At 62.1% G+C, this 20,638-nt stretch carries 25 protein-coding genes; 13 read left to right on the top strand and 12 right to left on the bottom strand.

Annotated features, from left to right (window positions below; genetic code table 11):
* Window positions 1–16 precede the first annotated feature (16 nt).
* Window positions 17–538 carry a ribosome biogenesis factor YjgA gene (yjgA, locus tag NUH87_RS12775; protein ID WP_040064257.1) on the bottom strand — a complete coding sequence of 174 codons (522 nt, stop codon included), beginning with the start codon at window positions 536–538 and terminating at the stop codon, window positions 17–19.
* Window positions 539–659: 121 nt separating this feature from the next.
* Here yjgA and pmbA point away from each other — a divergent pair, with 121 nt between their 5' ends.
* Entirely contained in the window at window positions 660–2,006 is a 1,347-nt protein-coding gene (pmbA, locus tag NUH87_RS12770) for a metalloprotease PmbA (protein ID WP_338526223.1), read from the top strand.
* A 105-nt stretch (window positions 2,007–2,111) separates the two neighbouring features.
* Here the strand turns inward: pmbA and NUH87_RS12765 are convergent, their stop codons facing one another.
* The 10 genes from NUH87_RS12765 to NUH87_RS12720 all read right to left on the bottom strand — a co-directional run bounded on the left by NUH87_RS12765 (window position 2,112) and on the right by NUH87_RS12720 (window position 9,141).
* Complete coding sequence (locus tag NUH87_RS12765) at window positions 2,112–2,384, bottom strand: HPr family phosphocarrier protein (RefSeq protein WP_040064260.1); 273 nt, start codon at window positions 2,382–2,384, stop codon at window positions 2,112–2,114.
* Between the two features lie 16 nt (window positions 2,385–2,400).
* Window positions 2,401–3,258: an RNase adapter RapZ gene (gene rapZ / locus NUH87_RS12760; RefSeq protein WP_040064261.1), complete on the bottom strand. Its 858-nt coding sequence runs from the start codon at window positions 3,256–3,258 to the stop codon at window positions 2,401–2,403.
* A 2-nt stretch (window positions 3,259–3,260) separates the two neighbouring features.
* A complete protein-coding gene (ptsN, locus tag NUH87_RS12755) occupies window positions 3,261–3,725 on the bottom strand; it encodes a PTS IIA-like nitrogen regulatory protein PtsN (RefSeq protein WP_040064263.1) in 465 nt (154 codons plus the stop codon).
* 9 nt (window positions 3,726–3,734) lie between these two features.
* On the bottom strand, window positions 3,735–4,040 hold the full coding sequence (gene hpf / locus NUH87_RS12750) for a ribosome hibernation-promoting factor, HPF/YfiA family (protein ID WP_017126531.1): 306 nt from the start codon (window positions 4,038–4,040) through the stop codon (window positions 3,735–3,737).
* Window positions 4,041–4,119: 79 nt separating this feature from the next.
* A complete protein-coding gene (locus NUH87_RS12745; protein WP_338526222.1) occupies window positions 4,120–5,616 on the bottom strand; it encodes an RNA polymerase factor sigma-54 in 1,497 nt (498 codons plus the stop codon).
* A gap of 187 nt (window positions 5,617–5,803) precedes the next feature.
* Window positions 5,804–6,529: an LPS export ABC transporter ATP-binding protein gene (gene lptB, locus NUH87_RS12740; protein ID WP_338526221.1), complete on the bottom strand. Its 726-nt coding sequence runs from the start codon at window positions 6,527–6,529 to the stop codon at window positions 5,804–5,806.
* Window positions 6,529–7,074, bottom strand: a complete 546-nt coding sequence (gene lptA / locus NUH87_RS12735) for a lipopolysaccharide transport periplasmic protein LptA (protein WP_338526220.1) — start codon at window positions 7,072–7,074, stop codon at window positions 6,529–6,531. The genes lptB and lptA overlap by 1 nt, the downstream gene beginning before the upstream one ends.
* Window positions 7,061–7,633 (bottom strand): LPS export ABC transporter periplasmic protein LptC, encoded by a 573-nt coding sequence (gene lptC / locus NUH87_RS12730; RefSeq protein ID WP_338526219.1) that lies wholly within the window; start codon window positions 7,631–7,633, stop codon window positions 7,061–7,063. The genes lptA and lptC overlap by 14 nt, the downstream gene beginning before the upstream one ends.
* A gap of 8 nt (window positions 7,634–7,641) precedes the next feature.
* Complete coding sequence (locus tag NUH87_RS12725) at window positions 7,642–8,166, bottom strand: HAD family hydrolase (protein WP_338526218.1); 525 nt, start codon at window positions 8,164–8,166, stop codon at window positions 7,642–7,644.
* The gene (locus tag NUH87_RS12720; protein ID WP_338526217.1) at window positions 8,167–9,141 is read right to left on the bottom strand and encodes a KpsF/GutQ family sugar-phosphate isomerase; all 975 of its coding nucleotides are present in this window, start codon (window positions 9,139–9,141) and stop codon (window positions 8,167–8,169) included. It lies immediately after the preceding gene.
* 289 nt (window positions 9,142–9,430) lie between these two features.
* On the opposite strand from NUH87_RS12720, the gene NUH87_RS12715 reads away from it, so the two are divergent.
* The 10 genes from NUH87_RS12715 (at window position 9,431) to hisC (ending at window position 17,480) form a co-directional block, all read left to right on the top strand.
* Window positions 9,431–10,240: an ATP-binding cassette domain-containing protein gene (locus NUH87_RS12715; RefSeq protein WP_338526216.1), complete on the top strand. Its 810-nt coding sequence runs from the start codon at window positions 9,431–9,433 to the stop codon at window positions 10,238–10,240.
* Complete coding sequence (gene mlaE / locus NUH87_RS12710) at window positions 10,240–11,037, top strand: lipid asymmetry maintenance ABC transporter permease subunit MlaE (RefSeq protein WP_040064276.1); 798 nt, start codon at window positions 10,240–10,242, stop codon at window positions 11,035–11,037. Before NUH87_RS12715 ends, mlaE begins: the two co-directional genes overlap by 1 nt.
* Window positions 11,037–11,504 carry an outer membrane lipid asymmetry maintenance protein MlaD gene (gene mlaD / locus NUH87_RS12705; RefSeq protein ID WP_040064277.1) on the top strand — a complete coding sequence of 156 codons (468 nt, stop codon included), beginning with the start codon at window positions 11,037–11,039 and terminating at the stop codon, window positions 11,502–11,504. The genes mlaE and mlaD overlap by 1 nt, the downstream gene beginning before the upstream one ends.
* 11 nt (window positions 11,505–11,515) lie before the next feature.
* Window positions 11,516–12,175, top strand: a complete 660-nt coding sequence (locus tag NUH87_RS12700; RefSeq protein WP_338526215.1) for an ABC transporter substrate-binding protein — start codon at window positions 11,516–11,518, stop codon at window positions 12,173–12,175.
* Window positions 12,168–12,473 (top strand): STAS domain-containing protein, encoded by a 306-nt coding sequence (locus NUH87_RS12695; protein WP_338526214.1) that lies wholly within the window; start codon window positions 12,168–12,170, stop codon window positions 12,471–12,473. The genes NUH87_RS12700 and NUH87_RS12695 overlap by 8 nt, the downstream gene beginning before the upstream one ends.
* A gap of 132 nt (window positions 12,474–12,605) precedes the next feature.
* The gene (locus NUH87_RS12690) at window positions 12,606–12,857 is read left to right on the top strand and encodes a BolA family protein (RefSeq protein ID WP_040064281.1); all 252 of its coding nucleotides are present in this window, start codon (window positions 12,606–12,608) and stop codon (window positions 12,855–12,857) included.
* 24 nt (window positions 12,858–12,881) lie between these two features.
* Complete coding sequence (gene murA / locus NUH87_RS12685; protein WP_040064282.1) at window positions 12,882–14,147, top strand: UDP-N-acetylglucosamine 1-carboxyvinyltransferase; 1,266 nt, start codon at window positions 12,882–12,884, stop codon at window positions 14,145–14,147.
* Window positions 14,148–14,319: 172 nt separating this feature from the next.
* Complete coding sequence (hisG, locus tag NUH87_RS12680) at window positions 14,320–14,955, top strand: ATP phosphoribosyltransferase (RefSeq protein ID WP_040064284.1); 636 nt, start codon at window positions 14,320–14,322, stop codon at window positions 14,953–14,955.
* A 141-nt stretch (window positions 14,956–15,096) separates the two neighbouring features.
* Window positions 15,097–16,431 (top strand): histidinol dehydrogenase, encoded by a 1,335-nt coding sequence (hisD, locus tag NUH87_RS12675; protein WP_040064285.1) that lies wholly within the window; start codon window positions 15,097–15,099, stop codon window positions 16,429–16,431.
* Window positions 16,428–17,480, top strand: coding sequence for a histidinol-phosphate transaminase (hisC, locus tag NUH87_RS12670; RefSeq protein WP_338526213.1), 1,053 nt, complete (start codon window positions 16,428–16,430; stop codon window positions 17,478–17,480). The genes hisD and hisC overlap by 4 nt, the downstream gene beginning before the upstream one ends.
* Before the next feature lie 63 nt (window positions 17,481–17,543).
* Here hisC and algW read toward each other — a convergent pair whose 3' ends face one another.
* Window positions 17,544–18,701 (bottom strand): Do family serine endopeptidase AlgW, encoded by a 1,158-nt coding sequence (algW, locus tag NUH87_RS12665; protein ID WP_338526212.1) that lies wholly within the window; start codon window positions 18,699–18,701, stop codon window positions 17,544–17,546.
* A gap of 102 nt (window positions 18,702–18,803) precedes the next feature.
* Between algW and NUH87_RS12660 the strand changes: the two genes are divergently transcribed.
* Both NUH87_RS12660 and cysD read left to right on the top strand, forming a co-directional pair.
* Window positions 18,804–19,562, top strand: a complete 759-nt coding sequence (locus NUH87_RS12660; protein ID WP_338526211.1) for a Nif3-like dinuclear metal center hexameric protein — start codon at window positions 18,804–18,806, stop codon at window positions 19,560–19,562.
* 146 nt (window positions 19,563–19,708) lie between these two features.
* Window positions 19,709–20,626 carry a sulfate adenylyltransferase subunit CysD gene (gene cysD / locus NUH87_RS12655; protein WP_338526210.1) on the top strand — a complete coding sequence of 306 codons (918 nt, stop codon included), beginning with the start codon at window positions 19,709–19,711 and terminating at the stop codon, window positions 20,624–20,626.
* The last annotated feature ends 12 nt before the right edge of the window (window positions 20,627–20,638 follow it).

Here is a 20,638-nt window from a genome sequence, read left to right as displayed (position 1 = left end):
TCACCCGTGGCGAAGATCAGCGCAGGCCGCGTTGAGTTTCGTCCAGCTCACGGATGTACTTGAAGATTTTACGGCTGGAGGCCGGCGCCTTGTTCTGCGCAAGCTCGTGTTGAGCCTGGCGGATCAGGGAGCGCAGTTGCTGACGATCGGCGTCCGGGTATTCGACGACGAATTTTTCCAGTACATCGTCGGCGCCTGCGATCAGGCGATCGCGCCAGCGTTCGAGATTATGGAAACGTTCGTTGTATTGTCGGGTGGAGGCGTCGAGTTGATCCAGCAACACCAGGATGGCGTCAGTGTCCTGATCGCGCATCAGCTTGCCGATGAACTGGATATGCCGTTTACGCGCGATATGCGCGGTGTGCTTCGGCGCATCGGCCAAGGCGCGGCGCAAGCCGTCGGTCAGTGGCAGTTTTGCCAGCAGGTCGGGCTTGAGGGTGGTAAGGCGCTCGCCGAGATCAACCAGAGCATGCAGCTCGCGTTTGACCTGGGATTTGCTTTTCTCCCCATCGAGGGAGTCGTCGTAAGAATCAACCATGGTGGCAGTCCGCAAAGAAACGCCGCCATGATAACCAGTCGGGGGCCGCTTGTCCGGCCCGGTCGCTCGAAGACCTCGAGCGAAGGCTGCTTTTAAGTATAGAAAGCGAGTGGAGAAAGCCATGAGTTCAGCACAAAGCGTCGGCCCGCAGGCGTTGCCGGTCCTGCAGGAGCAGGTCGAGCAGATTCTCGCCGAAGCCAAACGCCAGGGTGCCAGTGCCTGTGAGGTGGCGGTATCCCTGGAGCAGGGGCTGTCGACTTCGGTGCGCCAGCGGGAAGTGGAAACCGTCGAGTTCAACCGTGACCAGGGCTTTGGCATCACCTTGTACGTGGGCCAGCGCAAGGGTTCGGCCAGCACCTCGGCCAGCGGCCCCGAAGCGATTCGCGAAACCGTGGCGGCGGCCCTGGCCATCGCCAAGCACACCTCTGAAGACGAGCACTCGGGCCTGGCCGACGCCGCCCTGATGGCCAAGGAGCTCAAGGACTTCGATCTGTTCCATGCCTGGGACATCAGCCCCGAGCAGGCCATCGAGCGCGCGCTGACCTGCGAGGCGGCGGCCTTCGATGCCGACAGCCGGATCAGCAATGCCGACGGCACCACCCTGAGCACTTCCCAGGGTTGCCGGGTGTATGGCAACAGCCACGGTTTTATCGGCGGTTCGGCATCGACCCGGCATAGCCTCAGCTGCGTGATGATCGCCGAAGGCGACGGCCAGATGCAGCGCGATTACTGGTATGACGTCAATCGCCAGGGTGAATTGCTCGCGGATGCCGTCAGCATTGGCCGCAAGGCGGCGCAGCGGGCGGCCAGCCGCCTGGGCGCGCGTCCGGTACCGACCTGCGAAGTGCCGGTGCTGTTCTCGGCGGAGTTGGCCGGTGGCTTGTTCGGCAGTTTCCTCTCGGCGATCTCCGGCGGCAACCTGTACCGCAAGTCTTCGTTCCTCGAGGGGGCGATGGGCCAGCGCCTGTTTCCGGAGTGGCTGACCCTCGACGAGCGTCCACACCTGATGCGCGGCATGGCCAGCTCGGCCTTTGACGGCGACGGCCTGGCGACCTATGCCAAGCCGTTCGTGGAAAATGGCACCCTGGTCTCCTATGTGCTGGGTACCTATTCGGGGCGCAAGCTGGGCCTGCCAAGCACGGCGAACGCCGGTGGCGTGCACAATCTGTTCGTGACCCATGGGGTCGAGGACCAGGACGCGCTGATCCGGCGCATGGGGCGCGGGCTGCTGGTGACCGAGTTGATGGGCCAGGGCCTGAACATGGTCACCGGGGATTATTCGCGGGGCGCGGCGGGTTTCTGGGTCGAGAATGGCGAAATCCAGTTCCCGGTCCAGGAAGTGACCATTGCCGGCAACATGCGTGACATGTTCAAGCAGATCGTCGCCGTAGGCAGCGATCTTGAGCTGCGCAGCCATATCCGCACGGGCTCGGTGCTGATCGAGCGGATGACTGTGGCCGGTAGCTGATTGCATGGGTTGAAAAAAGGCGCGCCATCCGCTGGATGGCGCGCCTTTTTTGTGGCGTGTGCTTTACACGCGCTGAAAGGTGTAGGGGCGGCGGGGAGGGCGGGGTTACTCGCCCTCGTCGAAATAGTTGTTGATCAGCTTGACCAGTGCGGCCATCGCGTCATCTTCCTGCTCGCCCTCGGTCTTCAGGTGAATCCGGGTGCCCTTGCCGGCCGCCAGCATCATCATGGCCATGATGCTCTTGCCGTCGACCATGCTTTCAGGTGTGCGCCCGGCGCGGATCTGGCAGGGGAACTGGCCGGCAACGCCGACGAACTTCGCTGAAGCGCGGGCGTGCAGACCCAGTTTGTTGATGATTTCAATTTCCAGAGCGGGCATCGCGGTGGGGGTCCTTTCAGCTAAGGTCGCGGTGGCGGACCTGGACGTTCTTCAGGGATTGTTGCAGGGCCTTGCCCAAGCGTTCGGTGAGGTAGACGGAGCGGTGATGTCCCCCCGTGCAGCCGATGGCAATAGTGACATAAGCGCGGCTGCTGGCGGCAAAACGCGGTAACCATTTGAGCAAATAACTGGAAATATCCTGGTACATTTCCTCGACATCCGGTTGTGCGGCCAGGTACTCGGCCACCGCCTGGTCGAGCCCGGACTGTTCGCGCAACTCCGGTTTCCAGTAGGGGTTGGGCAGGCAGCGTACGTCAAACACCAGGTCGGCATCCACCGGCATCCCGCGCTTGAAACCGAATGACTCCACCAGGAAGGCCGTGCCCGGTTCCGGCTGGTTCAGCAGGCGCAGCTTGATGGTGTCACGCAACTGATAGAGGTTCAGGTGGGTGGTATTGACCTTGAGGTCGGCCAGGTCCGAGATCGGCCCCAGCAGGTTGCTTTCGTCGCGGATGGCCTCGGCCAGGGAGCGATCGGCACTGCTCAGCGGGTGGCGCCGACGGGTTTCGGAGAAGCGCTTGAGCAGGGTTTCTTCGTCGGCGTCCAGGTACAGGACATCGCACTGGATATGCCGGCTGCGCACTTCAGCCAGCAGTTCCGGGAACCGCGACAGGTGGCTGGGCAGGTTGCGTGCGTCGATGGATACGGCGACCAGCGGTTGTGCCAGCTCGGTATGGATCAGCGCTCGCTCGGCCAGTTCCGGCAACAGGCCGGCCGGCAGGTTGTCGATGCAGTAATAGCCGCTGTCCTCGAGAACATCGAGGGCGGTGCTTTTACCTGAGCCGGAGCGGCCGCTGACGATGATCAAGCGCATGGTTAATGACCGTTCTGCTCGTCCAGGACCACCTGATACAGGGCCTGGTTGGAGGCTGCAGCGCGGAGTTTGTCGCGGACGTCCTTGCGGTCCAGCATGCTGGCAATCTGCCGTAGCAGCTCCAGGTGGGCATCGGTGGCCGCTTCCGGGACCAGCAGGACGAACAGCAGGTCAACCGGCGCGCCGTCGATGGCGTCGAAATCGATGGGGGCGTCCAGGTGCATCAGGGCGCTGATGGGCGTCAGGCAACCCTTGAGGCGGCAGTGTGGAATGGCAATGCCATTGCCGAAACCGGTCGAGCCGAGTTTTTCCCGCGCAACCAGGCTATCGAAGACATCCTGCATGGCCAGGTAAGGGACTTCGCGGCTGATCAGGTTGGCAATTTGCTCGAGGGCTTTCTTTTTACTGCCGCCCGGCACGTTCACCAGGGAACGGCCGGGGGTCAGGATGCTTTCAAGTCGGATCATGGATGGGTATCAGCGACCTGTACCCTGGAGCAGGTGCAGGTTCTTTTCCTTATGCTTTTTCAGTTGTCGGTCCAGCTTGTCGGTGAGCAGGTCGATCGCGGCATACATGTCGTCATGCTCGGCGTTGGCGACGACTTCACCGCCGTGGATATGCAAGGTGGCTTCAATTTTCTGCTTCAGTTTTTCGACGGCCATGGTCACCTGTACGTTGGTGATCTTGTCGAAATGACGCTCCAATCGGTCGAGTTTCTCGCCGATGTAAGCACGCAGGGGTTCGGTCACTTCCAGTTGATGTCCACTGATATTGACTTGCATACAGCTTCTCCTTCGTTGCCAGTGCATAAAGCGGCAGGCGATTACCTGCCACTGGAACGCTGTAACGGGGCCCTGCCGCCTACATCAGTCGCTTCCGCTCGCTGGAGGGAGCGATCCCCAGAGACTCACGGTATTTGGCGACGGTACGACGGGCCACCTGAATGCCTTGTGCCTCCAGTAAACCAGCGATCTTGCTGTCACTCAACGGCTTTTTCTGATTTTCCGCTGCAACCAGTTTCTTGATGATCGCGCGGATCGCCGTGGACGAGCATTCACCGCCCTCGGAGGTGCTGACGTGGCTGGAGAAAAAGTATTTCAGTTCATAGATACCGCGGGGGGTATGCATGAATTTCTGCGTGGTGACCCGGGAAATCGTCGACTCGTGCATGCCGACCGCTTCGGCGATGTCATGCAGGACCAGCGGCTTCATCGCCTCGTCACCGTATTCCAGGAAGCCGCGCTGGTGCTCGACGATCTGGGTGGCGACTTTCATCAGGGTCTCGTTGCGGCTCTGCAGGCTCTTGATGAACCAGCGGGCTTCCTGCAACTGGTTGCGCATGAAGGTGTTGTCGGCGCTGGTGTCGGCGCGCCGGACGAAGCCGGCGTACTGCGGGTTGACCCGCAGGCGCGGCACCGACTCCTGGTTCAGTTCCACCAGCCAGCGCTCGTTGTCCTTGCGCACGATCACGTCGGGTACGACGTACTCGGCTTCGGTGGACTCGATCTGCGAGCCCGGGCGCGGGTTGAGGCTCTGGACCAGCTCGATGACCTGGCGCAGCTCGTCTTCCTTGAGCTTCATGCGGCGCATCAACTGGCTGTAGTCGCGGCTGCCGAGCAGGTCGATGTAGTCGATGACCAGGCGCTGTGCCTCGGCCAGCCAGGGCGTCCTGGCCGGCAACTGGCGCAGCTGCAGCAACAGGCATTCGCCCAGGTTGCGTGCGCCGATGCCGGCCGGTTCGAATTGCTGGATGCGATGCAGCACCGCTTCGATCTCGTCCAGCTCGATGTCCAGCTCCGGGTCGAAGGCGTCGAGGATTTCCTCGAGGGTTTCGTCCAGGTAGCCCTGATTGTTGATGCAATCGATCAGGGTCACGGCGATCAGCCGATCGGTGTCGGACATCGGCGCCAGGTTCAACTGCCAGAGCAGGTGGCTCTGCAGGCTCTCGCCGGCGGAGGTGCGGGTGGTGAAGTCCCACTCGTCGTCATCGTTGCCGGGCAGGCTGCTGGCGCTGGTCTGGTAGACATCTTCCCAGGCGGTGTCGACGGGCAGCTCGTTGGGAATGCGCTCGTTCCAGTCGCCTTCATCGAGGCTGTCCACCGTCGGCGCGGTTTCCTGCTGGTAGGACGGTTCCTGGATCTCGGTATTGGGGGTGTGCTCGGCTTTGTCGGCCAGCGGGTCGGTATTGTCGAAGTCGTCGCCTTCTTCCTGGCGTTCGAGCATCGGGTTGGACTCCAGGGCCTCCTGGATTTCCTGCTGAAGGTCCAGGGTCGACAATTGGAGCAGGCGGATGGCCTGTTGCAGCTGCGGTGTCATCGTCAGCTGCTGGCCCATTCTCAGGACTAGCGATGGTTTCATGGCAGGGGCTTAACACCTTATTCGCCGGCGCGCATGCGCCATCCACTCTACAGGGCGCCGGGGCGCCAAACATAAGCAAATTATATGCCTGAAACCCGAGGGTTTGCCTAGAGCGCTGTAACAATAAAAATCCTGTGGTTTTTATTGAACGGGACGCGCTCCGGCGCTGGATCTGTTCCCTCGATGTCTACAGTCGGAACTCGTGGCCCAGGTAGACTTCCTTGACCAGTTCGTTGGCCAGGATGGTGGCCGAGTCGCCCTCGGCGATCAGCTGTCCATCGTTGACGATGTAGGCGGTTTCGCAGATATCCAGGGTCTCGCGGACGTTGTGGTCGGTGATCAGTACGCCGATGCCCTTGGCCTTGAGGTGGTGGATGATCTGTTTGATATCGCCTACGGAAATCGGGTCGACCCCGGCGAAAGGCTCATCGAGCAGGATGAATTTCGGCGCGGTGGCCAGGGCGCGGGCGATTTCCACGCGACGCCGCTCGCCACCGGACAGGCTCATGCCGAGGTTGTCGCGAATGTGGCTGATGTGGAACTCCTGCAGCAGGCTTTCCAGCTCCTTGCGGCGGCCGTTCTTGTCGAGGTCCTTGCGGGTCTCGAGGATCGCCATGATGTTGTCCGCCACCGACAGCTTGCGGAAAATCGACGCTTCCTGGGGCAGGTAGCCGATCCCGGCGCGGGCGCGGCCGTGCATGGGCTGGTGGCTGACGTCCTGGTCGTCGATCAGCACGCGGCCCTGGTCGGCCTGGACCAGGCCGACGATCATGTAGAAGCAGGTGGTCTTGCCGGCACCGTTGGGACCGAGCAAGCCGACGATCTGCCCGCTGTCGATCGACAGGCTGACATCACGCACCACCTGGCGACTTTTGTAGGCCTTGGCCAGATGCTGGGCTTTCAGGGTTGCCATTACTGCGCCTTCTGCTGGTCGGTTTTCTGCTTCGGCTGGATGACCATGTCGATGCGTGGGCGCGGGGCGGTGATAGCGTTGCCGGTGGCGCGCCCGGCCTGGGCGACCTGCTTCACCGTGTCGTAGACGATTTTCTCGCCTTCGGTGGTGTTGCCGTCGTTGATCACCTTGGCCTTGTCGATCAGGATGATGCGATTCTGCTGGGCGTGGTACTGGATGGTCATGCCATAGCCTTGCACCGGCTTCGGATCGCCGACTTTCTGCAACTGCTCGAAGTAGGCCAGGTTGCCCACGGAGGTCACCACGTCGATGGCGCCGTCCTTGGTGCGGGTCAGCGTCACGGTGTTGCCCTTGACGATCATCGAGCCCTGGGTGATGACCACGTCGCCCTTGTAGGTGGCGATGCCTTGCTTGTCGTCCAGTTGAGCGTCGTCGGCCTGGATGCGGATGGGCTGCTGGCTGTCGGTCGGCAGTGCCCAGGCGCTCACGCTTCCCAGTGCCGCACCGAGGCCAAGCAAAATAGGGAGGGTTTTAACGAGACTCATACTGTCCTCTTACATTGGACAGCAGGTGTATCCGGCTGTCGTTCAAATACGCTTTCATTCCATTGCCAGTGGTCACGCCGTCGGCGCCGTCGATTCTAACGGCTTGTTCGGTCTGCGCATATTGCTGCTGTGGGAATACTGTCATTCGACTGCTGGTAATGATGACTTCCCGCTGTAGTTCGTCGGTGCGTGCGACCCGGACCGAGTCGATCAGTTCGATCTGGGTGCCGTCCGGATTGACCTCGGCGTGCTCGCTCTGGACATGCCAGGGATAGACCGTGCCACGGTAGATGTGCATGTCGGGCTTGGTCACCAGGGTCACGTCCGAAGCCTTGAGGTGTTCGACCTTGTCACCGGTCAGGTCGTACTGCACCCGGCCGTCGGGCATGTATTGGATGCTGTGGGCATTGATAGCGTAGTAGTCGATCTGGGTTTCATCGACCTTGGCCACCGGGCGCTCGAGGAAGCGCTCCGGGCTGATGTTCCAGTAGCCGGCGGCCGCGAAAATGGCGGCAATGACTCCGAACAGCAGAATGTTGCGAATTTTCTTGCTCAGCATAAATGGCTCTACAGGTAGGCGGCGTGAGCCGCTTCAAGGCTGCCCTGGGCTTGCAGGATCAGTTCGCAGAATTCGCGGGCGGCGCCTTCGCCGCCCCGGGCACGGGTGATGCCGTGGGCGTGTTCGCGTACGAAGCCGGCGGCGTTGGCCACGGCCATGCCCAGCCCGACGCGGCGGATCACCGGCAGGTCCGGCAGGTCGTCGCCCAGGTAGGCCACCTGTTCATAGCTTAGATTGAGTTGGGCGAGCAGGGCATCAAGGACTACAAGCTTGTCTTCGCGACCCTGGTAGACATGGGGGATGCCCAGGTTCTGCGCGCGGCGTTCGACCAGTGCGGTCTTGCGACCGCTGATGATCGCGGTTTGCACGCCGGCGGCCATCAGCATCTTGATGCCCTGGCCGTCGAGGGTGCTGAAGGACTTGAATTCGCTGCCGTCCTCGAGAAAGTACAGGCGGCCGTCGGTCAGTACGCCATCGACGTCAAAGACCGCCAGCTTGATGGCCTTGCCGCGTTGCAACAGGTCGTCGTTCATTTACATCACTCCCGCGCGCAGCAGATCGTGCATGTTCAGGGCGCCCACCGGGCGGTCCTCGCTGTCGACCACCACCAGCGCGTTGATCTTGTGGTCTTCCATGATTTTCAGGGCTTCGGCGGCGAGCATCTCGGCCCGGGCGGTCTTGCCGTGGGGGGTCATGACGTCTTCGATCAGGGCGCTGTGAATGTCGATGGTGCGGTCCAGGGTCCGACGCAGGTCGCCGTCGGTGAAGATCCCGGCCAGACGGCCGTCGGCTTCGACGATCACGGTCATGCCGAGGCCTTTGCGGGTCATTTCCATCAGCGCGTTTTTCAGCAGGGTGCCGCGCAGTACCTGCGGCAGCTCTATGCCTGCGTGCATGACATTTTCCACTTTCAGCAGCAGGCGCCGCCCCAGGGCACCGCCCGGGTGGGAAAAGGCGAAGTCCTCGGCGGTGAAGCCACGGGCTTCGAGCAGGGCCACCGCCAGGGCGTCGCCCATCACCAGGGCCGCCGTGGTGGAGGAGGTCGGGGCCAGGTTCAGTGGGCAGGCTTCATGCTCGACATGCACGTTCAGGTTGACTTCGGCGGCCTTGGCCAGCGGCGAGTCGGGGTTGCCGGTCAGGCTGATCATCTGGATGCCCAGGCGCTTGATCAGGGGCAGCAGGGTGACGATCTCCGCGGTCGAGCCGGAGTTGGACAGCGCCAGGATGATGTCGTCCCGGGTGATCATGCCCATGTCGCCGTGGCTGGCCTCGGCGGGGTGCACGAAAAAGGCCGTGGTGCCGGTGCTGGCCAGGGTGGCGGCGATCTTGTTGCCGATGTGCCCGGACTTGCCCATGCCGACCACCACCACACGGCCCTTGCTGGCCAGAATCATTTCGCAAGCGCGTACGAAATCTGCGTCGATATGGGTCAGCAAGCCTTCCACGGCTTCGAGTTCGAGGCGGATGGTGCGTTGTGCCGATTGAATCAGATCGCTGGATTGGCTCATGTCGGAAATCGTATAGCCTGATGAAAAGGCGCGATTATAGCGGTAATGACTTCTTCACTCCCACTAGATCATTGCGTTTTGCACGGGGAGTGTAGGCGTTTGCCTTCGGTTTTTGTCTCGCAGGCGGTCAAGTCCGGCGTATTTATCCTGAACGAGGGGGGATCGGCCTTGGGCGGTACGTATCAGCGGTGATATAGTTCGCGGCTAGTTCGGCCTGCTCCGGCAGTATGCGCTTCTTTTCAAGGGAGGCCAGGTGTCCGAGTCAAAGGCCGTATCGCAAGGAGTTTAGATGAGCGCCGATAACGCCTACGCGGTCGAGCTGAAGGGTGTGACCTTCAAGCGCGGTGCGCGCAGCATCTTCAACAATGTCGACATTCGTATCCCGCGAGGCAAGGTCACCGGCATCATGGGGCCTTCCGGGTGTGGCAAGACCACCCTGTTGCGGCTGATGGGGGCACAGCTGCGCCCCAGCGCCGGCGAAGTCTGGGTCAATGGTCAGAATCTCCCCACGCTGTCGCGCGGCGACCTGTTCGACGCCCGCAAGCACATGGGCGTGCTGTTCCAGAGCGGCGCGCTGTTTACCGACCTGGACGTTTTCGAGAACGTCGCCTTTCCGCTGCGGGTTCATACCCAGTTGCCGGATGAAATGATCCGCGACATCGTCCTGCTCAAATTGCAGGCCGTCGGCCTGCGCGGGGCGGTCGACCTGATGCCCGACGAACTGTCCGGCGGCATGAAGCGTCGCGTGGCACTGGCCCGGGCGATCGCCCTGGACCCGCAGATCCTCATGTACGACGAACCGTTCGTCGGCCAGGACCCGATCGCCATGGGCGTGCTCGTGCGCCTGATCCGCCTGCTCAATGACGCCCTGGGCATCACCAGCATCGTGGTCTCCCACGATCTGGCCGAAACCGCCAGTATCGCCGACTACCTGTATGTGGTCGGTGACGGCCAGGTACTGGGGCAAGGCACCCCCGAGGAACTGATGAGCGCCGATAACCCGCGTATCCGCCAGTTCATGAAGGGCGATCCCGACGGTCCCGTGCCGTTTCACTTTCCGGCGCCGGACTACCGCACCGATCTGTTGGGGAAGCGCTGATGCGCAAGAAATCACTTATCGAGAGAGTGCGCCTGTTCGGTCGTTCGGGCCTGGACGTGCTCGCCGTGTTCGGTCGTTCGGCGCTGTTCCTGTTCCATGTGCTGTTCGGTCGCGGTGGGATCGGCGGCAGCTTCGGGCTGCTGGTCAAGCAACTGCATTCCGTGGGCGTGATGAGCCTGGTGATCATCGTCGTTTCCGGGATCTTCATCGGCATGGTCCTGGCCTTGCAGGGCTTCAATATCCTCTCCAGCTACGGTTCCGAGCAGGCGGTGGGGCAGATGGTCGCCCTGACCCTGTTGCGTGAACTGGGGCCGGTGGTCACCGCGCTGCTGTTCGCCGGACGTGCCGGTTCGGCGCTGACCGCCGAAATCGGCAACATGAAGTCCACCGAGCAGCTCTCCAGCCTGGAGATGATCGGCGTCGATCCGCTCAAGTACATCATCGCGCCGCGGTTGTGGGCCGGCTTCATTTCCCTGCCGGTGCTGGCGATGATCTTCAGCGTGGTCGGGATCTGGGGCGGTTCGTGGGTGGCGGTGGACTGGCTGGGCGTCTATGAAGGCTCCTACTGGGCCAACATGCAGAACAGCGTGACCTTCGGCAGCGACGTGCTGAACGGCATCATCAAAAGTATCGTGTTCGCCTTCGTGGTGACCTGGATTGCCGTGTTTCAAGGCTACGACTGCGAGCCCACTTCCGAGGGGATCAGCCGGGCCACGACCAAGACCGTGGTCTATGCCTCCCTGGCAGTGCTGGGCCTTGACTTTATTCTGACCGCTTTGATGTTTGGAGATTTCTGATGCAAAACCGCACCCTGGAAATCGGTGTCGGCCTTTTTCTGCTGGCTGGCATCCTGGCTTTGCTGCTGCTTGCGCTGCGGGTCAGCGGACTGTCCCCGACGACAAGCACTGAAACGTATAAATTATATGCGTACTTCGACAATATCGCCGGTTTGACTGTCAGAGCCAAGGTCACCATGGCCGGTGTCACCATCGGCAAGGTGACGGCGATCGATCTGGACCGCGACAGTTTCACCGGTCGGGTGACCATGCAAGTTGAAAAACGCGTGAATAACCTGCCGACTGATTCCACCGCATCTATTCTCACGGCGGGCTTGCTCGGTGAGAAATACATCGGCCTCAGCGTGGGCGGGGAAGACACCCTGCTCAAGGATGGTGGGACCATCCACGACACCCAGTCATCGCTGGTGCTGGAAGATCTGATCGGTAAATTCCTGCTCAATACCGTGAATAAAGACGCCAAATGAGGAGTTTTTCCATGATCTCGATGTTGCGACGTAGCCTGCTGGTGTTGCTGGCGACCTTGCCCTTGATGGGTAGCGCCCTGGCGGCGACCTCGGCCCATGACCTGGTCAAGAACACCACTGACCGGATTCTGGCCGACCTGTCGGCCAACAAGGTCCAGTACAAGCAGAACCCCCAGGCGTTCTATAACTCGCTCGACACCATCATCGGTCCGGTGGTGGATGCCGAAGGTATTTCCAAAAGCATCATGACGGTCAAGTACTCGCGCAAGGCCACGCCCGAGCAGATGAAGACCTTCGAGGAAAACTTCAAGAAGGGCCTGTTCCAGTTCTATGGCAACGCCTTGCTGGAGTACAACAACCAGGGCATCACCGTCGATACGCCCAAGGATGAGTCGGGCGACCGCACCAGTGTCGGCATGACCGTCAAGGGTAACAACGGCGCCATCTATCCGGTCTCCTACACCCTGGAGAAAATCAACGGCGAGTGGAAGCTGCGCAACGTGATCGTCAACGGCATCAATATCGGCAAGCTGTTCCGCGATCAGTTCGCCGATGCGATGCAGCGCAACAACAACAACCTGGACCAGACCATCAACAACTGGGCCAGCGAAGTGGAAAAGGCCAAGGTCGAGTCCGACAAGAACCCGCAAAAGGGCGCTCAGAGTGAGTGAGGCCAGCGTTCGCCCCGGTGAGGCCGGTGAACTGCTGCTGGCCGGTGTGATCGACTACAGCACCGGCTCGGCCCTGCGCAAGGACGGGCAGGCGTTGATCAAGGCCAGCGCGGCGCCGGCCGTGGTGGTCGACTGCGCCGCCGTGGAGAAATCCAGCAGTGTCGGCCTGGCCTTGCTGCTGGCGTTCATGCGTGACGCCGAAGAGGCCGGCAAATCCCTGAGCATTCGCGCCATGCCGCAAGACATGCGCGAAATCGCCGAGGTTTCCGAGTTGACGGAGCTGTTCGCCGTCCATTGATGTTGTTATTGGCAAGAGCGCCATGAATCAGGAAGCCCCCCGTCAGTCTCCCTGCAATGCGGGGTTCGCAGGCGCGGGGCTTTTTTGTATGATGGCCGACCCGCGCGCGTTGGGCGCCGATTGAGGTTGAGCATGCAGGCCTACGAAGTAAAGAGCTTCCTTGAAGAAAAGCTGTCGGACACTCTTTCACAGGTGCAGGTTGAAGTTGAGGGCGAAGGCTGCAACTTCCAGCTGAACGTGATTAGCGACGAACTGGTGGCCTTGAGCCCGGTGAAGCGTCAGCAGAGCATCTATGCCCATTTGAACCCGTGGATCGCCGATGGCAGCATCCATGCGGTCACCATGAAATTTTTCAGCCGCGCGGCCTGGGCCGAGCGCACCTGAGCCTGAATTGGCGTCGAGACCCTTATGGACAAACTGATTATTACTGGCGGCGTTCGTCTTGATGGCGAAATCCGTATTTCCGGGGCGAAGAACTCCGCCCTGCCGATCCTGGCCGCCACCTTGCTGTGCGATGACCCGGTGACCGTGGCCAACCTGCCGCACCTGCACGACATCACCACCATGATCGAGCTGTTCGGGCGCATGGGCATTGAGCCGGTGATCGACGAGAAGCTCAGCGTGGAAATCGATCCGCGCACCATCAAGACCCTGGTCGCGCCTTACGAGCTGGTGAAGACCATGCGCGCCTCGATCCTGGTGCTGGGCCCGATGGTCGCCCGTTTCGGTGAAGCCGAAGTGGCCCTGCCTGGCGGTTGCGCCATCGGTTCGCGTCCGGTCGACCTGCACATCCGCGGCCTGGAAGCCATGGGCGCGCTGATCGACGTCGAAGGCGGCTACATCAAGGCCAAGGCGCCGGAAGGCGGCCTGCGCGGGGCGCACTTCTTCTTCGATACCGTCTCCGTGACCGGTACCGAGAACATCATGATGGCCGCTGCCCTGGCCCGTGGCCGCAGCGTGCTGCAGAACGCCGCGCGCGAGCCGGAAGTCGTCGACCTGGCGAATTTCCTCAACGCCATGGGCGCGAAAGTCAGTGGTGCCGGTTCCGACACCATCACCATCGACGGCGTCGAGCGCCTGCATTCGACGACCTACAAGGTGATGCCGGACCGTATCGAGACCGGCACCTACCTGGTGGCCGCGGCCGCTACCGGTGGTCGGGTCAAGGTCAAGGACACCGATCCGACCATTCTTGAAGCCGTGCTGGAGAAGCTGAAAGAGTCCGGTGCCGAAATCACCACCGGTGAAGACTGGATCGAGCTGAACATGCATGGCAAGCGTCCGAAGGCCGTCAACGTGCGCACCGCGCCGTATCCGGCGTTCCCGACCGACATGCAGGCCCAGTTCATTTCGCTCAACGCCATCGGCGAGGGCACCGGCGCGGTGATCGAAACCATTTTCGAAAACCGTTTCATGCACGTCTACGAACTGCATCGCATGGGCGCCAAGATCCAGGTCGAGGGCAACACCGCCATCGTCACCGGTATCGAACGCCTGAAAGGCGCGCCGGTCATGGCCACCGACCTGCGGGCTTCGGCCAGCTTGGTGATTTCGGCCCTGACCGCCGAAGGCGACACGCTGATCGACCGCATCTACCACATCGACCGTGGTTATGAGTGCATCGAAGAGAAGTTGCAGATGCTCGGTGCCAAGATCCGCCGCGTTCCGGGCTAGTGTTGTCCCCCTGTAGGAGCGGGTTTGCTCGCGATTGAGCGTTCAGGCATCGCGGTGTATCTGTTTTACCGTGTTATGGTTGACATCTATCGCGAGCAATCGAGCGTCGACCGGCTGCTCCTACAGGTGGCGTGCGCTTTTTTGATACAGGTTGAAGGACTTAGGTTTTCCCATGCTGACCATTGCACTGTCCAAGGGCCGCATTCTCGACGACACCCTGCCACTGCTCGCTGAAGCGGGCATCGTGCCGACCGAGAATCCGGACAAGAGCCGCAAGCTGATCATCCCCACGACCCAGGACGACGTCCGTCTGTTGATCGTGCGGGCTACTGACGTGCCGACTTATGTCGAGCATGGCGCGGCCGACCTCGGTGTGGCCGGTAAAGATGTGTTGATGGAATACGGCGGCCAGGGCCTGTACGAGCCCCTGGACCTGCAGATCGCCCAGTGCAAGCTGATGACCGCCGGCGCCGTCGGTGCCGTCGAGCCCAAGGGCCGCCTGCGGGTGGCGACCAAGTTCGTCAACGTTGCCAAGCGCTACTACGCCGAGCAAGGTCGTCAGGTCGATATCATCAAGCTCTACGGCTCCATGGAGCTGGCACCGCTGATCGGCCTGGCCGACAAGATCATCGACGTCGTCGACACCGGCAATACCCTGCGGGCCAACGGCCTGGAGCCGCAGGAGCTGATTGCAACCATCAGCTCGCGCCTGGTGGTGAACAAGGCGTCGATGAAGATGCAGCACGCCCGTATCCAGTCCCTGATCGACACGCTGCGCAAGGCAGTGGAGTCGCGACACCGCAACTGATTCAATTGCGCGGCCTTGAGCCGCGCCCATCTATCCGTGTCATAGCCAGAATTCTCAGGTGCCCACGCGGATGGCTTGGTAGTCTTGCGGCGCCTGAGATCTGCTGTTCCCAAGCATTCGCCAATTATTGAGGCCCACGCTATGACCACGTCTACCGCCATTCGCCGACTCAACGCCGCCGATCCTGATTTCGCTCATCATCTGGATCATCTGCTGAGCTGGGAAAGTGTGTCCGACGACTCGGTCAACCAGCGGGTGCTGGACATCATCAAGGCCGTGCGCGAGCGCGGCGATGCGGCGCTGGTGGAGTTCACCCAGCGTTTCGACGGTCTGCAAGTCGCCTCCATGGCCGACCTGATCCTGCCCCGCGAGCGCCTGGAACTGGCCCTGACGCGGATCACCGCGGCGCAGCGCCAGGCCCTGGAAAAAGCCGCCGAGCGCGTGCGCAGCTACCACGAGAGGCAGAAGCAGGACTCCTGGAGCTACACCGAGGCCGACGGCACGGTGCTGGGCCAGAAGGTCACGCCGCTGGACCGTGCCGGCTTGTACGTGCCGGGCGGCAAGGCGTCCTATCCGTCTTCGGTGCTGATGAACGCGATTCCGGCCAAGGTGGCGGGTGTCGCCGAGGTGGTGATGGTGGTGCCGACCCCTCGGGGTGAAGTCAACGAACTGGTGCTGGCGGCGGCGTGCATCGCCGGGGTCGACCGGGTGTTCACCATCGGTGGCGCCCAGGCGGTTGCGGCACTGGCCTACGGCACCGAGAGCGTGCCCAAGGTCGACAAGGTGGTGGGTCCCGGCAATATCTATGTGGCGACGGCCAAGCGCCATGTGTTCGGCCAGGTCGGGATCGACATGATCGCCGGACCGTCGGAGATCCTCGTGGTCTGCGACGGCCAGACCGATCCGGACTGGATCGCCATGGACCTGTTCTCCCAGGCCGAGCACGATGAGGATGCCCAGGCCATCCTGGTCAGTCCGGATGCCGCGTTCCTCGACCAGGTGGCCGCGAGCATCGCCAAGCTGCTGCCGACCCTGGAGCGCGCCGCCATCATCGAGACCTCGATCAACGGCCGCGGCGCGTTGATCCAGGTTCGCGATATGCAGCAGGCCATCGAAGTGGCCAACCGCATCGCGCCGGAGCATCTGGAACTGTCGGTCGCCGATCCGCAGGCCTGGTTGCCGCAGATCCGCCACGCCGGCGCGATCTTCATGGGCCGTCACACCTCCGAGGCCCTGGGCGACTACTGCGCCGGTCCCAACCACGTGCTGCCGACTTCCGGCACCGCACGCTTCTCGTCGCCGCTGGGGGTGTATGACTTCCAGAAGCGTTCGTCGATCATTTTCTGCTCGGAGCAGGGCGCGTCCGAACTGGGCAAGACCGCTTCGGTGCTGGCCCGTGGCGAGTCGCTGAGCGCTCACGCCCGCAGTGCGGAATACCGGATCGTCGCTGATAAGGAACAGGGGAAACAAGCATGAGCAAGTTCTGGAGCAAGTTCGTCAAGGACCTGGTGCCCTATGTACCGGGTGAACAGCCGAAGCTGACCAAACTGGTCAAGCTCAACACCAACGAGAACCCCTACGGTCCTTCGCCCAAGGCCCTGGCTGCGATGCGGGCCGAAGTGAACGACAACCTGCGTCTGTACCCTGATCCCAACGGCGATCTGCTCAAGCACGCGGTGGCCGAGTACTACGGGATCCAGACCAACCAGGTGTTTCTCGGCAACGGTTCCGACGAAGTCCTGGCGCACATTTTTTATGGCCTGTTCCAGCAGGACCGGCCGTTGCTGTTCCCGGATATCAGCTACAGCTTCTACCCGGTGTACTGCGGCCTGTACGGAATCAGCTTCGAGGCCTTGGCGCTGGACGAGCAGTTCCAGATCCGCGTGGCGGATTATGCCCGGCCCAACGGCGGGATCATTTTCCCCAACCCGAATGCGCCGACTGGTTGCCTGCTGGCGCTGGACGCGGTGGAGCAGATCCTCAAGGCCAGCCCGGATTCGGTGGTGGTGGTCGACGAGGCGTATATCGACTTCGGCGGCGAAACCGCCATCGGCCTGGTGGACCGCTACCCGAACCTGCTGGTGACCCAGACCCTGTCCAAGTCCCGTTCCCTGGCGGGGCTGCGGGTCGGCCTGGCGGTCGGGCATCCGGACCTGATCGAGGCCCTGGAGCGGATCAAGAACAGCTTCAACTCCTACCCGCTGGACCGCATGGCGATTGCCGGCGCGGCGGCGGCGTTCGAGGACCGGGCGTACTTCGAAGAGACCTGCCGCAAGGTCATCGACAGTCGCGAGTGGCTGGTGGCGCAGTTGCAGGGCAAGGGCTTCGAGGTGCTGCCGTCGGCGGCCAACTTCATCTTCGCCCGTCACCCGCAACACGATGCGGCGGCGCTGGCGGCCAAGGTGCGGGAGCAAGGGGTGATCGTGCGGCACTTCAAGCAGGAGCGCATTGCGCAGTTCCTGCGGATCACCATCGGCGCGCCTGAGCAGAACCAGGCCCTGATCGACGCCTTGGGCGATCTCTGACGCCTTGACCCGGCCGGGATCTGTAACCTTGTAGGAGCGAGCTTGCTCGCTCCTACAAGGTTGTTATTCCTCTTCCTGCGGCGGTGTCTGCTGCGGTGGACGCAGGCCGATTTCCGCCATCAGCTTGAGTTCCTTGCCGTTGCGCAGCACCTGGATGGCCACGTTGTCGGTTGGCTTGATCCGCGCCACCTGGTTCATCGAGCGACGACCGTCCGTGGCCGGCACGCCGTCGATGCTGAGAATCACATCCCCCAACTGCAGGCCGGCCTTCTGTGCCGGGCCGTCACGGAACACGCCGGCGACCACGATGCCGGGACGCCCGCTCAGACCGAACGACTCCGCCAGCTCCTGGGTCAAGGGCTGCACTTCGATCCCCAGCCAGCCGCGAATCACCTGGCCGTGTTCGATGATCGCCTTCATCACCTCCACCGCCAGGTTGATCGGAATCGCGAAGCCGATGCCCTGGGAACCGCCGGACTTGGAGAAGATCGCGGTATTGATGCCGGTCAGGTTGCCGTTGGCATCCACCAGGGCGCCGCCGGAGTTGCCGGGGTTGATCGCCGCGTCGGTCTGGATGAAGTCTTCATAGTTGTTCAGGCCCAGCTGGTTGCGGCCGGTGGCGCTGATGATGCCCATGGTGGTGGTCTGGCCGACCCCGAATGGGTTGCCGATGGCCAGGGCGATGTCGCCGATGCGGATCTGGTCCGAGCGGCCGATAGTGATCGACGGCAGGTTCGGCAGATCGATCTTGAGCACCGCCAGGTCGGTTTCCGGATCGCTGCCGACCACCTTGGCCAGGGTTTCGCGACCGTCCTTGAGGGCCACCACGATCTGGTCGGCACCGGCGGTCACGTGGTTGTTGGTCAGCAGGTAGCCGGTGGGGCTCATGATCACCGCCGAGCCCAGGCTGGACTCCATGCGCTTCTGCTTGGGCAGGTTGTCGCCGAAGAAACGCCGGAACTGCGGGTCCTCGAACAGCGGGTGGGTGCTCTTGTTGACCACCTTGGTGGTGTACAGGTTGGCCACCGCAGGGGCGGCCAGGTCCACGGCATCGGCATAGGAAGCCGGGCCCTGCTGGTTGAGGGTGGTCTGCGGCGCCTGTTGCAGGTTCACATCGAGGGTGGGCAGGCCGACCCATTGCGGGTAGCGCTGGATGATCAGCAAAGCCACCAGCACGCCGGCCAACAGCGGCCAGCCAAAGAAACGCAGAGCCTTGAGCATTGAGCAAAGTCCTGGAAGGTTGCAGGCCATGTCGGACGGCCCATAATGTGGCGCATTATACGAGGCCACGGGCGCCTCTGAATGGGATATTCAGGAGTTTTTATGGCGGTTTCATTGAATACGCTGGTCGAGGAAGCGGATCGCTTCCTGAACAGCGCGCGGATTGCCGATTATTGCCCCAACGGCCTGCAGGTCGAAGGCCGGCCGCAGGTGATGCGCATCGTCAGCGGCGTGACCGCCAGCCAGGCGCTGCTGGACGCGGCCGTCGAGGCCCAGGCCGACCTGATCCTGGTGCACCACGGTTACTTCTGGAAGGGCGAGGACCCTTGTGTCACCGGCATGAAGCAGCGCCGGCTGAAGACGTTGCTCAAGCACGACATCAGCCTGCTGGCCTACCACCTACCACTGGACCTGCACCCCGAGGTCGGCAACAACGTGCAGTTGGCGCGACAGTTGGATATCACCGTGGAAGGCCCGCTGGACCCGGAAAACCCGAAGGTCGTCGGGCTGGTGGGCTCGCTGAACGAGCCGCTGACCGCCCGCGACTTTGCCCGCAAGGTCCAGGAAGTCTTGGGGCGCGAGCCGTTGCTGATCGAGGGCGACAGCATGGTCCGCCGGGTCGGCTGGTGTACCGGTGGCGGCCAGGGCTATATTGACCAGGCGGTGCTGGCCGGTGTCGACCTGTACCTGAGTGGCGAGGCATCCGAACAGACTTTCCACAGTGCGCGGGAGAACGGCATCAGTTTCATCGCCGCTGGTCATCACGCCACCGAGCGTTATGGCGTGCAGGCGTTGGGCGACTACCTGGCGCGGCGTTTTGCGCTGGAGCACCTGTTCATCGATTGCCCGAATCCGATCTGAGCCCGTGGGAGCGGTCAAACGCCCCGGTATATTCTTATACCGTTTCGATCTAGTCGGCCCCCTCAATAGAATAGGGTGCTGTGCTAGCATGCCTCGCTCGAACACGGCCCGCTGGCCGTCCATAAGAACGCTTTTCGTGAGTAGCCATGGTCGACAAACTGACGCATCTGAAACAGCTGGAGGCGGAAAGCATCCACATCATCCGCGAGGTGGCCGCCGAGTTCGATAACCCGGTGATGCTGTACTCCATCGGTAAAGACTCCGCCGTGATGCTGCATCTGGCGCGCAAGGCGTTTTTCCCGGGCAAGCTGCCGTTTCCGGTGATGCATGTCGACACACGCTGGAAATTCAAGGAAATGTACAGCTTTCGCGACAAGATGGTTGCCGAGCTGGGCCTGGACCTGATCACCCACGTGAACCCGGACGGCGTGGCGCAGGACATCAACCCCTTCACCCACGGCAGCGCCAAGCACACCGACATCATGAAGACCGAGGGCCTCAAGCAGGCCCTGGACAAGTACGGCTTCGATGCGGCGTTCGGCGGCGCCCGGCGTGACGAGGAGAAGTCCCGGGCCAAGGAGCGTGTCTACTCCTTCCGCGACAGCAAGCACCGCTGGGACCCGAAGAACCAGCGTCCGGAGTTGTGGAACGTCTACAACGGCAAGGTCAACAAGGGCGAGTCGATCCGCGTCTTCCCGCTGTCGAACTGGACCGAGCTGGACATCTGGCAATACATCTACCTCGAAGGCATCCCGATCGTGCCGCTGTATTTCGCCGCCGAACGCGAAGTCATCGAGAAGAACGGCACCCTGATCATGATCGACGACGAGCGGATCCTCGAGCACCTGTCCGACGAGGACAAGGCGCGCATCGTCAAGAAGAAGGTGCGTTTCCGTACCCTTGGCTGCTACCCGTTGACGGGCGCGGTGGAGTCCGAGGCCGAAACCCTCACGGACATCATTCAGGAAATGCTCCTGACGCGGACTTCCGAGCGCCAGGGTCGGGTCATCGACCACGATGCTGCGGGTTCCATGGAAGACAAGAAACGTCAGGGCTATTTCTAAACAGGGTCTAAG

Source organism: Pseudomonas batumici, from assembly GCF_036585405.1.
Classification (GTDB): domain Bacteria; phylum Pseudomonadota; class Gammaproteobacteria; order Pseudomonadales; family Pseudomonadaceae; genus Aquipseudomonas; species Aquipseudomonas batumici.
This window is presented reverse-complemented; position numbering and strand designations above follow the sequence as displayed.